Here is a 14,704-nt window from a genome sequence, read left to right as displayed (position 1 = left end):
GTCTATAAGGACTGGCGGATTTTTCATGTTTGGATATGACAATAAGGGTTGGGTGGTTTGCCTGTGACTTACTATATAGAAAAGAACGTTATAAATTATATATATTTAACAGTGTTCAATGACTAAACGATGTTCAAATTATAAGGAGACGTCATGATGACTAAAGAACAACGGCAAATGCGTGAGCGTGAGGAAATGAAGAAAAGAATTTTAGAGGCTGCGGCCTTGTTGATTGCAGAGGAGGGGATTGAAAAGCTTTCTATTCGCAAAATTGCAGAGAAAATCGAGTATTCTCCGGGTATTATTTATCATTACTTTCAGGGTAAAGATGAAATTGTGGTGAGATATTTGCAACAAAAATATACAGATATGGTTGCCGGGCTTCAGTCCGTACAGCGGAAGGTGGAGCATGAACTGCCACCAGAGACGCTTTTGAGACAATCGCTTGAGCAATGGATCAGGATGACCCTTTCCACAAGTGTTGAGTACCGTAATGTTATGCTAAATGATACACCGGCTGTTCTTAGTTACACAGCAGTTCTATTCAAGGGAGCTGGTCAGGAGCGTAAAGCGATAGGTATGCTCTGTCAATGTCTATCTAGGTTCGAATCGAAAGCACAACATATGGAATCTTCGATAGAGCTCACTGCTCAAGTGATGTGGAGTGCTGCGTTCGGATTAATTATGCGTTTGATTGTGGAAAAGGATTTGCCAGAAGATCAGGTTGAAGCACTGATATCTTGTTATTTGGATTCTATGGTTTCAATAGCAACCAGGGAGATACGTGAGCCTTTAACATAGTAGGATGATCAGAGGGTGGAGGGAAGAATCAGAATGAAGACGATTATTATTTATACTTCTAAATATGGATGTACGGAGAAAGCTGCCTATTTATTGAAAAATCAATTGGATGATGAGACTGAAGTAGTTAATTTAATGCATGCTAAAGAGCCTACATTAGAACGGTACGATACTGTCATCTTAGGTGGGTCTATTTATTTTGGGAAAATACAAAAACAAATGACGGAGTTTGCTTCAAAATATCAAAATGAACTAGCTAATAAGCGCGTTGGATTGTTTATTTGTGCAGGAGCGAAGGGGGAGCAAGCCATACAAGAATTGAAATCTTCATTTCCAGAGAAGCTGTATAACCAATCAATTACAAAAGAAGTGTTCGGTGATGAGATTTACGAAGAGAAGATGACTGCATTAGATCGAGTGGTTCTGCGAGTGGTAAAAGGGAAGAATAAGAGTGTAAATGGATTATCCAAAGAGACGATAGAACGTTTCGCACTTGCGCTAAAGAAGCGGTGAACGAGTGTGGAAAAGCGTTTACTGAAATTAGTTAACATAATAATGATTATGTTAACTAATTATTGTTTCAGATACCAATTATCATTAGTTAGGAGATGGGGGGCTTATAAAAAGTATTGATTTTTGATTTTATCACTATTATTTTCCGCTAATTCATCATATGAAAAATTCACAATAGAAAAGTCAAAATCCACTACTGTCTCACCCTATACACTACACATCAATAAACAATTCACCTCACCTCACCCTACAAACAAAACCCCTGAAAAAGGATATAACATCCCTTGATCCATTTATACAAGCTTTTTTTCAATGCAAATAGCTAGTTCTAAAGCTTGTATCGCATTGTCTAACTCAATTATTGATGAACTACCCTCCACTAGACATTGGAGTGCATACTCCAAACTTTTTTCATAGGGATTAGCTGGTTCTAACAAAAGATCTTGTTTACCTACAGCGGTATATTCAATTAATGAGCTTTCAACAGCTCCATTCATGTTGTCACTCTCTTGATAGACAAGCTTGCCTTGTTCAAAATAAGCCTCATAGCCTACGGTAAAAGGATACGAAGCCGGCATTTGTGAAGAAACAACGATCTCTGCGGATACAGGAGGTTGTTGAAAAATTGCACGGACTAAGGCTTGATTACTATTACCACCATCGGATCCCCAAACCGATTGCGGCTCCATAGACCCCAGCATCCAGGTCACAAAATCCAATTCGTGAATCATCAGATTTGTAGCGATAGCGTGCAGACCGAGGTCACCCCACAAAGGAGACGTCTCTCTTTTTAAGGTAAGAGATAAGAGTTTTCCGTATTTCTCATTATGAGTCGCTTCGTAAAGATATTTGTACGCAGGATCGAATTTAATAAACTGGTTTACGAGAATTCGCGAATCATACAGTTGTTCAGCTTCCTTCATCGCAAGAGCATCTTCTAAGTTGTAGCAAACCGGTGTCTCACAGAATACATGTTTTCCATGCTTAAGCGCATCGACTGTATACTGCTTATGTAAAAAAGAGGGCAAACAGATATCAATCACATCGATGGTGGAATCAAGCATAATATCGTCAATATTGGTAGTTATCTCAACGCCAAAAGATTGTTTTAGCTCCTGCAGCTTAGCTTCGTTCCGACCAAAGATAATTACTTTGTCTACTCGTTCCATTGTCGTCCATAACTGCGCATGATAAGCTCCGAATCCAGTTCCCAATACGCCTATATTCATGTGTATCAGCTCCTTTAATGTAATGAACTAATCATAACCTTCTATTGTTGACAACAGCTTGGCAAGAATTATGATGTATACTATAAAAAAAGAAAGATTTGGAGGCTCCCCATGCGCTTGCATCGTTTGATTGCAATTTTATTATTAGTGGAATCAAGAGGGAAGATGAAGGCCAATGACTTAGCTGAAGCCTTGGAAACCTCCGTACGTTCTATCTATAGAGACATTGATGTATTAGCTGAAGCAGGAATACCACTGTTATCCACGCCGGGACCGAATGGTGGCATCTCCTTGATGGAGGGGTATACTGTTAACCTAAATCAGCTTCATGGGGAAGATGTAATCAATCTATTTTTAACAGGAATGGGGATTCATACTGGCGGACATACAGATTCCGGATTAAAGCTAAAGACAACCCTCTTGAAATTAGAAAAATCATTACCCGCTTCCTATCAAAATGATATCCAGAAGGCACAAAGACGTTTTTATTTTGATGATACACCTTGGTGGACAGAACGCTTAGAGATTCCATGTCTGGAATCGATTCGAACTGCTGTTTGGAGATCTCAGAAACTACAGATTGAGTACCACAAGATTAACGGAGTCATCTCGAGCAGGAAATTACAGCCCTATGGTCTAGTTGTGAAAAAAGAAGAGTGGTATCTTATAGCCTACTGTGAAGAAATCGAACAAATCCGCACGTTTAAATGTGAGCGAATCGCCTCTATACAGCTTATAGATGAAGAGTATGCTATCCCTCAGGACTTTTCATTAGAAAGGCACTGGAAGCAGCAGGAGAGGGGATTCAAGCAAGCTTGTAAAGAGGAAGAGATCTACCCAGTATTGATCAGAACGGATAAGAGGAGAGAGGCCTCGCTACACGGGGTGGAGATTATGAATAGAGTAGAGGAAGGAGATCAAATAACCCTTACTGTAAATATGTATAGCTATGATAGTGCATGTACGAATATTTGGGGAATACTTGGACAAGGCGAGATTGTGGAACCTTTGGAACTGAGACAATATGTGAAAGTACAGGTGAATTTGCTACAGGAGGTTTACAATTAGCATGATTTTTTTGTGAAAAAGGGACCGTTTCGATTGCATGTTCTGCAATGAAACGGTCCCGCTCATTTGTGAATAGGCTTTATTTATTCAATTGGTTTACATAATAATTAATATGTTAACTAATTTGGGATTGCCCCATAATAACCTCTAGATTTAATAAATTAGACTTTTATGTGCTAGCGTCTACGCCTAGAGATAACTTCTCTCTAGCAGTAAGCCTCTTGTGCGCTACGATTAGAAAAGGAAGACCTATAGCCGTGGTTAAAGCGAGTGGCAGGAAGATCGTAAGGCCATTCTGAGCTCCATAATGATCCAGCAATACACCGCCGAAGATAGGCGCGATTACACTCCCCAAATTGTTAAAGCCAATCGTTCCAAAGTACGTACCCTTCATTTCTGGCTTCGCGATCCGATCAATTAACATATCCATCATCGTAAAGAGCAGTACTTCCCCTATCGTAAATAGTACGACACTAAACATTAGAAGGGCTACACCTTCAGCTAAACCTACTAAGAGAAGACTAATAGCAACGCAGATATTTCCGAGAATCAATGGAACAATCGGTGAGAATTTGCTTGCAGTACGTACGATAGGATATTGTACCACGAGCACTGTAATGGCATTGAGTGACAACATATAGGAGAATAATTGTCCACCATTTGTGAAATGGGTGTTCATTGCTAAATATTGCGCCATAGTTGAACCAAAATGTCCGTATCCAAGTACACAAAAGATTGTACCAAGTAGAACTGGCAAGAATACACGGTCTCTACCGGTTGTTGCCAAGGCTTCAAGTAAACGTGGTGGTTCAGCTTGCGTATGACTCTGCATGGTTGAACGATGCAATTTAAATTGGATGAATAGTACAAGTCCATATGCAACATATACAATACCAGCGATCATAAAAGGAAACGTAGATTCGGCAGAACCGAGCTGTACTCCAATAATCGGACCAAAGACAACACCAAGATTAATCGCAGCGTATCTAAGATTGAATACAAGCAGCTTACTTTCAGCAGGGGTAATGTCGGATAAAAGTGCCCGTGATGTGGGCTCAAACACGGATCTGCATAAACCGTTCAGGGTGTTGACCAGGAAGAATACCCACAGATGTTGTGCAACAGAGAATCCGAAGAATACTGCTGCCCAGCCAAATACGGAGATTAACATGACAATTTTTCGGCCTACAATATCCGAGATATATCCTCCGTAGAAGCTGGCCATTACGCCCGCCAGAGAGCTGACGGCTACCGTAATCCCCGTTTGTGTGGGGGTGGCTCCAAGGACTTGGGTTAAATAGATGGATAAGAACGGAATGCTCATTGAAGTTACCAAACGTCCGAACATCGTACCGACGATGATGGTCCAAGCTAGTGGGTGAATATGCCTAAGATGCTGGTTCATAATTGAAAAGGTCTCCTAATCTGATAGCTATAATTTAGTACTGCATATTCATTAACGATATATGTATAATTATAATGATAAAAGGGGGAAGTAAAAGTGTAAGAATTACTTACTGTGTTTCACCTTTAAAGGAGTGAACGATCGTGGACCATATTAGTAATCATTTTTTATGTTTAGCAATAGCCATCCCATCCTCAATAGATATAGGGGAAGCTAATCCTGTGACGATAGATAGACTAGCTTCGATTCTGTGCTGCACTCCGCGTAATGTAAAGTTTATTCTGCGAAAACTTGAAGAGCAGGGTTTTATACACTGGCAGCCTGGAAGAGGACGTGGAAATATCTCGCAGCTAACTTTTCTTCGAACGATTGAAGAGGTGCTGGAGGACAACTTTCAGGAACTGATTAATAAGGGGAAGATTAAGGAAGCTATAGAGTTATTAAGTCGTGGTCAGGTTAGCGACACATTAAAGGAACGGTTATTAATGGTGTTAAATAAGCAGATGGGCTTCCGTAGTGAAACGGAGTCGACATCAGGATTGGATGTCTTGCGAATTACACGAAACCGGCATATGGAAGTGCTGGATCCAGCTTATGTATATACCGCGTTTGAATCCTATTTACTCGGACAAATTTATAGCACATTAGTTACCTATGATGCGGCAAGTGATACCTTTCTTCCCGGATTGGCGCATATGTGGGAAGCCAATGAAGATTGTACTAGTTATATTTTTTATCTACGGAAAGGTGTGCGATTTCATCACGGCAGGACTATGACCTCTAGAGACGTAAAAGAGACATTTCAACGACTTATAGACTTGAACAGTCCGGCGTTGAGCTTGTACAAAGATATTGAACGAGTAGAGCTTGAAGGAGATCACAGGATCAGGTTTGAGCTGTCTCGTCCGAATCTCTTTTTTCTCCATATGTTCAGTTGTATTCATATGTCGATTCTTCCTCATGATGTAGATCTTGTAAATGAAGTAAGTGGAACAGGGCCCTATCGTTTACTAGATCTTAATGAAGATGTGCTAGTCCTCGCGGCATTTGACTATTATTACGGTATACGCCCGCTACTAGATCGTGTGGAAATCTGGTATTTGCCAGAACAAGCTTCAAATGAACGATTGTATGAACTTCCTGAATCTGCTCAGGAAGGTTTATTACCTAATATCATCTGTAACCACAGTATTGACTACCCTGCCTTGGGATGCCGATATCTCTTGTTCAATTTCCATAAAGACGGAATTCATCAACACCAACTATTCCGGCAGGCTATACGAATCCTTTACAGCCGAGAAGCCTTAATTAAGGAGTTAGGAGGGAACCGTAGTACCCCTGCTGATAGCTTTTTACCTTGGGAGAGCAGTAAGAGAAGTATTATTGAGCCTACTCTGGAACATGCGAGAGAGCTGCTAGTGGCAAGTGGCTACCAGGGGGAGACCTTAAGATTAGCCACAAAAGATAAAAAAGAAGAGCGAGAAGAAGCCCTGTGGCTTCAAGCACGAGCTGCTTCAGTAGGACTGCATATTGAGCTGTATTTATTCAACGAGTTTAACTCAGCAAATATAAAGAACACCTCCGAAATCCTCCTTGCTGAAGAGGTTCTTGAAGATGATTGGCAGTGGGGAATGGTTAACTATTTTAATAATAAACTTAATTATCTTTTTTCTCTGCTGAGAGATGAACAGATCTTGTTATTCTCAGATGTACTTACCGATTTCACGCAATCCTCAAAGGAAGAAAGAATAAAGTTGCTGGATCAGGCAGAAGGTGTGCTTAGGGACAATTATTGGGTGCTATATGGTTGTCATATGAATAAAAAAGCGCAGCTAAATCAAAGCTTGTTTGGACTTCACACCAGTTCATTCGGATTTCTGGATATCTCAAAACTGTGGATCAAAACTACTAGTCTTTAAGGAGAGTTACCTAAATATGCTTGTACAGGAATGTTTTCTTTTGCTATACTTTCCAGGGAGGCTGTATCGATAAATCATCGAATGGTGCTCTAATAGGTTTTAATAAATGAATAGTAATTAACTTGTAGCCATGGAGGTGAACTCGTTGGATTTTGCTCAGATCCGTAAGGACCGAGACAAAAGAACGGTCGATACTTGACTCTTTTTTTGCCTTTCGGACCTGTTTAGCAGATAGCTAAAAGGTCTTTTTGTTTGTTTAAATTAAGGGAAAAGAAGGGGAGATTATTATGCGTTTTCTTATCGTGGGTGCAGGAGCTATAGGTGGATATTTCGGGGGCCGTCTAGTTCAAAAAGGAGAAGATGTTACTTTTCTCGTCCGAAATGCTAAACAGATTCAGTTAGAAGCGGACGGTTTGATTGTAAAAAGTGTTCATGGGGATTTTCAGACTTCTGTACGAACGATTTCTAATAGGGAAGCAGTAGAGCCCTTCGACTGCATTATTATAGCGGTCAAGGCATACCATTTGCCTCAGGTGATGAATGACATTGAACCCTACGTCGGTGAACATACACTGATCCTCCCGCTCCTCAATGGTTACGATCAATTTAGCATTTTGCAGAAGCGTTTTGGCCCAGAACATGTACTGGGTGGTCTTTGTTATATAGAAACAACTCTAGATTCAGCAGGTACTATCGTTCAAAGCAGTTCGTTCCATAGTATAGTGTTTGGTGAGTGGGCAGGTGGTGAGTCAGAACGAACACAGTTGCTTCTGAGTCATTTGGATCATGCTGGATTCACAGTGACATTAAGTTCTGACATTCAGCGCGAAGTGTGGCAGAAATATATATTTGTAGCTAGTCTAAGTGGGATTACCACTTTAATGGACAGCTCTGTTGGGCCTATTTTTGCTTCCCCAAAAGCACGTGCAATCTATGAGCAGCTTCTTCAAGAGATTGTTAGCTTGGCTCAAAATGTTGGAATGCCTGTGGGACCGGAAAATATAGCTTCCACGATGCAAAAGATGCTTTCTGTGTTACCTGAATTTACTTCATCCATGCATCGGGATATGCATAAGCAACTACCTGTAGAAGCGGACCATCTGCATGGGGCACTTCTGGCTATGGCTGTTCCGGGTCAAGGCGCGTATCCGGTTCTCGAAACCGTGTATGCCCGTTTGAAAGTATACGAAAGCGTTAATGATATGAAATGATCTACTTTAAATCACAATAAGGAGCTGGACAATTATGAAGGAAACGAATCAAAAGATCATGACTTTTCTAATGTTCGAAGGTAAGGCAGAAGAAGCTATGAATTTCTATACGTCCTTGTTTGATGATTCCGAAGTTATTAGCATTAAGCGATATGGAGCGAATGAAGCAGGACCTGAAGGGAGTGTAATGCAAGCTTCCTTTTCTATGCATGGACAAGTATTTATGTGTATAGATAGTTATGTTCAGCACGGGTTTACCTTTACTCCAGCGATATCCTTATATGTAAATTGTGAGAGTGAAGCTGAAATTGATCGGGTCTACGAATCATTAGCGCAAGGTGGACAGGTCCTAATGCCTCTTGGAAGCTATCCGTTTAGTCCGAAATTTGGCTGGGTAGCGGATAGATTTGGCGTGACTTGGCAATTAAATTTTTCGGGGAATGCATAACGATTGAAGTGTTGCGCGGTCAAATCTTTTAGGGTTTGACCCGACATACTTTCCAAGTGAAAAAGTAGGTTTTCTACGATTAAAGTTGATAGCCCACTCTCCATTTTTAATCCGCAAAAAGGTCAAAAGAGCAGCAATTCTCTCATCACTGGAGAATTACTGCTCTTTGTTTATGGTCATAGCAAGTGAAAGTCAACCGACCTCAAGCGTCACTTTTTCCATGCTGTCAAAAGAAAATAAAGTATTAGACTCGAAAAATAAAATTGTAGACTGGCATGGCGATTAGCAAACGGCTGAGCAAGGATACGCTCGTCCGACTAGTTGAGGTCTTAAAAGTGTAAACGGCTACATCACAAAGAAGGTTGGTCGAGTTAATCGGTGTATCCCAGGGACGAGTGAGTCAGTTAATTCAAAAATTGAAAGAGTCAGCCCGCGGATTTGGCGAGTAGTTGGTACTGCTATGGGAATGAAGTAGGCGCTTCTGGACTACTGCCGGGAGCGCCTTTTTTCGTGTTTTGATGATAATACACAGAAGAAGAGTTATATGCTTTTAGAAAGGGCTGGGTTAATCAGTAGCTTGGAAGAAGGGAGAATTGGAAATGAAGCATTGGGCTTTGTGATATAATATGGTAAAATATTCAACTCTTCAGAGACTATCCCACATGTAGCGTCATCTTTCAGAGAGATTATCTCTCAAATAACCGTTGTTTGCGGAATACCTGGATTTGAAGAAATCCCAATAGGAGGAAAACAGAAATGAAGAAGAAGGTTGTTACGACTTTATGCGGTACCATGATACTTTTAGTGGGCATGGGCACAGGTGCTTTCGCGAGCTCGCAGCTCCAAGAAATTAAAGCGTTGTTAAACGGAGATTTAAAAATCAGAGTGAACGGGGAGATTACCCCTCTCAAAGATGGCAATGGCAAAGCGGTACTTCCAATTACTTATAAAGGAACTACTTATCTTCCGGTACGATCTGTTTCTGAGCTTCTGGATGTTCCGGTGAATTATGACGGGACAGCCAAAGAGGTGATTATTGGCGAACAGCAGGCAGGCGTTCCCGTGAAGCAGGAGGATTTTAACACGAGTCTGTATACCAAGGACCCTACACTGACCAAATACGGCGGCAAAAATTATAAGGAAGTTCTGTACAGCGCACCTAATTCAAATATTAAATATACCGCGCTCAGCCCTAACGGCAAATATCAGAAGCTTGTTCTACAATTCGCTTCAGTCGGCAAGGAAGTGGAATCTCTTGAAATTAGGGATAATGACAAGAATGTGCTCCTTAAAAAAGTAGAGAAGATTTCACCTAATAGTGATCTCCAGACGATTGAAGTAGATATTTCTGGAGTAAAGACCATCGCAATAAATGTGACACAAGCTGTTGACGGCGGGTTCATTATTCCGCTAGATACTTCAATATACAAGTAAGATTAAGCAGCGAAGCCCACAATGCCCGAATAGGCGTAGTGGGCTTATTTTCACGTGAGGTTACATTGGATTTTTTCTCGTTCTTTTGCTATAGAGAGATTTAAATCCATCTTTCGTTATATGTGGACATGCTTAGAGGGTATGTGTCGACTCGAAAAATAAAGTTGTAGACTGGCATGGCGATTAGCAAACGGCTGAGCAGCGCGCCTGCAACTCGTGCTCATGGTTCTTTCGGATGCAACGGGACGGGCCGCGATCGGTATGCCGACGACAAGAATGTGTTCGCCGGTAGCCATTTAAAGGGACGTTACTCAGTCTACTAATTTATTTTCTTCGAACACATGCCGCGAAGCAGAAATCGCCGGAAGCTCCGATTGTTCTTTAGTTGTCCAAACATACTCTCTAGTTCTATCATTCGACGTACGGACAAAGCATAGTCTTCTTCGCTTCGCAGGATTTCCTGAGCTTGGTATACTGAATGTTCAAAAGAAACCTCTTCTTTGAAATAGTTGTATGGTAACTCCATTTTACCAAAAGAGAGGTTTTTTTGCGTTTTTATAAATATTGTAGTCCATTTCCCGCCTACACAGCGGAGAGAACGGACTGATTGTGGAAAAGCGATAGCGGTCGCCTTTGTTTCCGGATTTTATCCGCTAAGGAAAATTGAAAAAAATCTGGACACAACAGCGATTGGAACAACGGACCGTTCGCGGAGCGTCCTTATGGAGCGCAACCGTCTATCCGACTCCAAAAACAAGGGATCTCCTAAGCATCCGTTTCATGGCTTTTGGGACAGCCCCTTAGAAGAAAGGATTTAATTACATTGCTGAACTATAGTTGTGCCCTCATTAGTAATGGTGACAGTTGAATAACCAGATAGATACTCTGTATAACCGCATACAGTTTCTTGGGTGGATTGTCCTTTTGCGTTAGTATACTTAAGGTATATAGAACCTTCACCACTTAAGCTCAATGTAGGTTTGAACTTTTTTGTTTCACCTTTCTTGATGGGATCTGTAAATAATTCCTTAGAATCCATATGGATTAAACCTATTTCAATAGAGCTAATTTCATCATCCGACTGATTATCAACAGTGAGTAAGAAATTCTTAAATGGAGTTAGGATATTTGATATCGTACCGATCCCGAAAGCTATCACAATACCTAATGAAAATATAGCAATACCTATAAAAAATCGTCTCTTCATCATTTAGTCCCCCTATGTAAGTAAGACAGGGTTCACTCGATAAATGTTACGGTATATAAGAATTAATTATAACTATTCATTAACAAGTGAAATTGGAAGAGTTGTGCTACCCTTAATGTATGCCAAAATTTATATGAAAAGGGGTTTTGTTTTGACAAAATCTACGATTCTTTCATCAGAAGGAATAACGATTCGTCATTTTGAACAAGGGGACATGCCATTACTGGGTGAGTTATATAACTCGGTTACTTCGCGGGGAAATGCTGTTTTTTGGTGGGTTGGCGATAAGGAAAACTGGGAGAATGTGTACTGCGCCTTTGAAAATGGAAAAATGGTTGCCAAAGGTCAAGTAGAGATCATAAATATTGTGCCGCCTGGGCGTTCAAAGGAAAGCAGACATTCGATCTATTTGAATTTGAAAACAATACCTGAACGAGCAGAAGACTACGATTTATTAGAGAGCATGTATCAAACGCTCCTCTTGAGAGCACTTGAATTGAAGGAAACTTTATCAACAGCGTACAAAACGACGCTATGTGTCGGGAATAACGCATCAGAGATCGCAAATACGCAATTTTTTGAAAAAGAAAAGGGCTTCTGTCAATTCAATAGCTTATTTAAAATGAATCATACTCTTGATCATTCCTACACCGTACCTGAACTGAAAAAGGAATTTGAATTTGCAACTTGGATGATGGAGACGCCACAAGAAGAAGATCTTTATTTAGAATTGGAAGCAGAGGTTTGGCCAGAAACCCCACTTGGGAAAGAACGACTATCTCAGTTTAAGCAAAATCCGCTTTGGAACTCTATGGTTGTTCGAGAAGGAGAGAGGGTTGTAGGCAGCTTGATGGTATGGCAGGAAGAGAATAGTGGGTATATTGAAAATGTTTTTGTTCTTGAGCCGTGGAGAAGATTTGGGATTGCTACGTACATGCTTTCTCAAGCGTTAAAATATTTCAGAACACATGGACTTGAAGAAGCTTATTTAATGGTGTTAACAGATAATGATTCTGCATTGCATCTTTATGAATCTGTCGGATTCAGTTTATCGAGTGAGGAAAGAAGGTATCGTATAGAACTCCTATAGTTTTTGAAGTGGAGGATTACTAAGCAAAGTGTGATTCAGTTTCATCGAGGTTCGATGACAGGATTGCACTTTTTTAGTAATCCGTTCTCCTTGTAATAAATGATGACTGGAAATCCTCTGAACAATTTTGTTCAGTTACTGTTAGTTACTTGTTTACCCTCGCATTTCTTACACACGTTAACCTTTTCGCCAGAAAGTCCTTTTCCGATGTACAAAAGCTTAATACGAGTGCTGCCGCAGATCAGACATGTTCCTCTGCTTCGGGATGGCATACGCCAGAGTGCTTTGCCGCGCTTGTTTTTGGACATAAATAGCCCACCTTTGCGATTGATACCCTATCTTATGAGCGAGGGAACCTTAAAGTTCGGAGAATGAAGCTTATAAATTCCTTTGTGATTGCAGACAAAATTAAGGATAAAAAGGGCAAAAAACGCCCTAAAAAAACAGCGCATAACTTAAATTATACGCTGTTTTAGATTTAAGACGTTTTTTTGAGGAGAGATCGCCACTTGGACGAGCAAAAAGGAGGGGTTTTAAGGATTTTTTTATAAATAACGGATGTCGATATCTCTAAATTTACCTGCTGACATTTTCGGCATTCTGAATTGCAATGAGCCTTGTTTATAAGTGCCTCTGCTCTGATCCGGATTGACTGGAATGGGGAGTGGGATGATCTCGTTATGATCTTTTCCGAGACCGCTTAATTTGATTTGTGTTCGGTTGATTTGTGCCCAAATACTTTCGGGGTGAATTCCACTTGGAATACGGATTTTAGTGATCAAATAATTATGTGTGTCCAGATGCTCAAATTGAAGACTTGAGGTTTCGTTCGTAAATGACGAAGAGGTCGCTGCAGTAGCTTCTTTGATTATTTTTTCAACATAGCCATCGATCTGGCTTGGATCCAGCTTCCATTGCTCTTCAAGTGACTTTAAGGATAACTTTTTCTTAAAAAAGGGATCTTCGTTCATCCAATCTAAAGGGTTTGATTTATTCGGACTCATGAACGCTCAACCTCCTTCATTTTTAATCCATTGTATGGGCGTATGACTTATTCAGTGACATCTGGGCGGATATCTACATAGAATAGGTTATCATTCCGAAGGGAGGAGTGGTTTGGTGGTTTCAATCATCGGCAATATTAAAATTAACAGCGTAGGCCCCAGTTCCACAGTCTTAGTAGGAAATACGGCATCCGTTATCTTGAGCAGTAACTCCAAAATCTATGCCGGTGCCAACTCCTTCTCCATAGGTGACTCCATAGGTACAAACATTACGAATAATGCAGCCAGCAGTACGAACACGATGGATTCAGATGTGGTGGATCAAGTATCGCCTCCTTAAGGGTGGGTTTACATGAATATTACGGTGTATCAGTGCATATCGGTCAATCATCTGAAAATTGGTACGATCTCAAATTCATCGGTTTTGCAGATCGGTACTTCCGGCCGAATTAATGCCTTGTCTCATAGTTATCAGTCTAGTGACGTTCCAGTATCTCCTCCTGCGCCATCACCAGCGGTAAGTGATTCACCTCTTGTACCCTTGCCTCCACCAACTGAACTATATACACGCTAGAATTAGGCTCTTATCCTTCGCATACAATAAACCATAGGAGGGGGTTGTATGCACCCGTATTATGTTCAGCAAGTCTTTAATGCACTAAGAGTACAAGCAGAAAAGATTCAACTGCTAGAGAAACAACTCCAAGATTTAAAAGGGGACGTAGACAGCATAAAGAACAATAAAACTGCAAGTATAGGTCCTATAAATTATCATTTTGAACAATTGAAAATCGAGAAGCTGGAAGGCACTTTAAATATAGGCATTACACCAAATGAGGGAAATAATCTGGATGAAGCGATGATCAATGGTAAGCCTATTGGGGAGCAAGAGGGAGGGACACCAACTGCATCTGCATTATCGGATAAAATCCGTCCAGAGATTCTGAAGTATGTGCAAGAGGAAGTTCCTTTTCAATTTTCACGCTTAGAAAAAGAGCAGAACTTAAGTATTGATGAGCAGTATATCCAAATGGTAACCCAGGATCTGCTGAATCAGATGGATGGCCGGATTAACGAGTATGTAAGCCAGCTTCCTGCCGCTGAAGAAGGGCGTGGATACACAGAAGAGGAAAGTGCTTCTATTGTTGAACAAATCAAACGAGATATTGTTACGGCGGTAGAACGGCATTTGGAAAAAAACATAACTGGAAGGCGGGAGCCGCATGAAAGTAACCGTGATTAATAGAGACATAAATGTAAACGCAGTAAAAGTGGTTTCGATATCAGGTTCTTCAGTATTTTTAGTAGGGGATACACAGACGATTAACTGTTCTTCGGCGTTTGACAGCGTGATAGAATATACTCCGAGTGCTTC

General features: G+C 40.7%; 17 protein-coding genes. 11 read left to right on the top strand and 6 right to left on the bottom strand.

What is annotated here, in order from left to right:
• Positions 1-153 precede the first annotated feature (153 nt).
• Together MKY99_RS16320 and MKY99_RS16315 are read left to right on the top strand one after the other, a co-directional pair.
• Entirely contained in the window at positions 154-801 is a 648-nt protein-coding gene (locus tag MKY99_RS16320) for a helix-turn-helix domain-containing protein (protein ID WP_339265021.1), read from the top strand.
• A gap of 33 nt (positions 802-834) precedes the next feature.
• Positions 835-1,314 (top strand): flavodoxin domain-containing protein, encoded by a 480-nt coding sequence (locus MKY99_RS16315; protein ID WP_339265019.1) that lies wholly within the window; start codon positions 835-837, stop codon positions 1,312-1,314.
• Positions 1,315-1,607: 293 nt separating this feature from the next.
• On the opposite strand, the gene MKY99_RS16310 is transcribed toward MKY99_RS16315, so the two are convergent.
• Entirely contained in the window at positions 1,608-2,543 is a 936-nt protein-coding gene (locus MKY99_RS16310) for a Gfo/Idh/MocA family oxidoreductase (protein WP_339265017.1), read from the bottom strand.
• Between the two features lie 111 nt (positions 2,544-2,654).
• Here MKY99_RS16310 and MKY99_RS16305 point away from each other — a divergent pair, with 111 nt between their 5' ends.
• Complete coding sequence (locus MKY99_RS16305) at positions 2,655-3,611, top strand: WYL domain-containing protein (RefSeq protein WP_339265015.1); 957 nt, start codon at positions 2,655-2,657, stop codon at positions 3,609-3,611.
• Positions 3,612-3,780: 169 nt separating this feature from the next.
• Here the strand turns inward: MKY99_RS16305 and MKY99_RS16300 are convergent, their stop codons facing one another.
• Positions 3,781-5,016: an MFS transporter gene (locus MKY99_RS16300; protein WP_339265013.1), complete on the bottom strand. Its 1,236-nt coding sequence runs from the start codon at positions 5,014-5,016 to the stop codon at positions 3,781-3,783.
• Positions 5,017-5,159: 143 nt separating this feature from the next.
• Between MKY99_RS16300 and MKY99_RS16295 the strand changes: the two genes are divergently transcribed.
• The 4 genes from MKY99_RS16295 to MKY99_RS16280 all read left to right on the top strand — a co-directional run bounded on the left by MKY99_RS16295 (position 5,160) and on the right by MKY99_RS16280 (position 10,028).
• On the top strand, positions 5,160-6,935 hold the full coding sequence (locus tag MKY99_RS16295) for an ABC transporter substrate-binding protein (protein WP_339265011.1): 1,776 nt from the start codon (positions 5,160-5,162) through the stop codon (positions 6,933-6,935).
• A gap of 287 nt (positions 6,936-7,222) precedes the next feature.
• On the top strand, positions 7,223-8,146 hold the full coding sequence (locus MKY99_RS16290; protein WP_339265009.1) for a ketopantoate reductase family protein: 924 nt from the start codon (positions 7,223-7,225) through the stop codon (positions 8,144-8,146).
• A 34-nt stretch (positions 8,147-8,180) separates the two neighbouring features.
• Positions 8,181-8,594 (top strand): VOC family protein, encoded by a 414-nt coding sequence (locus tag MKY99_RS16285; RefSeq protein WP_042188733.1) that lies wholly within the window; start codon positions 8,181-8,183, stop codon positions 8,592-8,594.
• 756 nt (positions 8,595-9,350) lie between these two features.
• The gene (locus MKY99_RS16280; RefSeq protein ID WP_339265007.1) at positions 9,351-10,028 is read left to right on the top strand and encodes a stalk domain-containing protein; all 678 of its coding nucleotides are present in this window, start codon (positions 9,351-9,353) and stop codon (positions 10,026-10,028) included.
• Between the two features lie 319 nt (positions 10,029-10,347).
• Here the strand turns inward: MKY99_RS16280 and MKY99_RS16275 are convergent, their stop codons facing one another.
• Together MKY99_RS16275 and MKY99_RS16270 are read right to left on the bottom strand one after the other, a co-directional pair.
• A complete protein-coding gene (locus MKY99_RS16275; protein ID WP_339265005.1) occupies positions 10,348-10,554 on the bottom strand; it encodes a transposase in 207 nt (68 codons plus the stop codon).
• A 288-nt stretch (positions 10,555-10,842) separates the two neighbouring features.
• Positions 10,843-11,238: a hypothetical protein gene (locus MKY99_RS16270; protein WP_339265003.1), complete on the bottom strand. Its 396-nt coding sequence runs from the start codon at positions 11,236-11,238 to the stop codon at positions 10,843-10,845.
• A gap of 148 nt (positions 11,239-11,386) precedes the next feature.
• On the opposite strand from MKY99_RS16270, the gene MKY99_RS16265 reads away from it, so the two are divergent.
• On the top strand, positions 11,387-12,325 hold the full coding sequence (locus MKY99_RS16265) for a GNAT family N-acetyltransferase (protein ID WP_339265001.1): 939 nt from the start codon (positions 11,387-11,389) through the stop codon (positions 12,323-12,325).
• A 131-nt stretch (positions 12,326-12,456) separates the two neighbouring features.
• Here the strand turns inward: MKY99_RS16265 and MKY99_RS16260 are convergent, their stop codons facing one another.
• Together MKY99_RS16260 and MKY99_RS16255 are read right to left on the bottom strand one after the other, a co-directional pair.
• Entirely contained in the window at positions 12,457-12,633 is a 177-nt protein-coding gene (locus tag MKY99_RS16260) for a hypothetical protein (RefSeq protein WP_339241515.1), read from the bottom strand.
• Positions 12,634-12,870: 237 nt separating this feature from the next.
• Positions 12,871-13,329 (bottom strand): Hsp20/alpha crystallin family protein, encoded by a 459-nt coding sequence (locus tag MKY99_RS16255; protein WP_339264999.1) that lies wholly within the window; start codon positions 13,327-13,329, stop codon positions 12,871-12,873.
• 115 nt (positions 13,330-13,444) lie between these two features.
• On the opposite strand from MKY99_RS16255, the gene MKY99_RS16250 reads away from it, so the two are divergent.
• From MKY99_RS16250 to gerPC, 3 genes are read left to right on the top strand one after another with little or no spacing between them, the layout of a single operon-like run.
• The gene (locus tag MKY99_RS16250; protein WP_036687577.1) at positions 13,445-13,669 is read left to right on the top strand and encodes a spore germination protein; all 225 of its coding nucleotides are present in this window, start codon (positions 13,445-13,447) and stop codon (positions 13,667-13,669) included.
• Between the two features lie 12 nt (positions 13,670-13,681).
• On the top strand, positions 13,682-13,903 hold the full coding sequence (locus tag MKY99_RS16245; protein WP_339264997.1) for a spore germination protein GerPB: 222 nt from the start codon (positions 13,682-13,684) through the stop codon (positions 13,901-13,903).
• A gap of 48 nt (positions 13,904-13,951) precedes the next feature.
• Positions 13,952-14,572 (top strand): spore germination protein GerPC, encoded by a 621-nt coding sequence (gene gerPC / locus MKY99_RS16240; protein WP_339264995.1) that lies wholly within the window; start codon positions 13,952-13,954, stop codon positions 14,570-14,572.
• The last annotated feature ends 132 nt before the right edge of the window (positions 14,573-14,704 follow it).

Source organism: Paenibacillus sp. FSL R5-0470 (genome assembly GCF_037975205.1).
GTDB lineage: Bacteria > Bacillota > Bacilli > Paenibacillales > Paenibacillaceae > Paenibacillus_AQ.
Note: the sequence above shows the minus strand (reverse complement) of the source record. Positions and strands in the feature narration are given on the sequence as shown.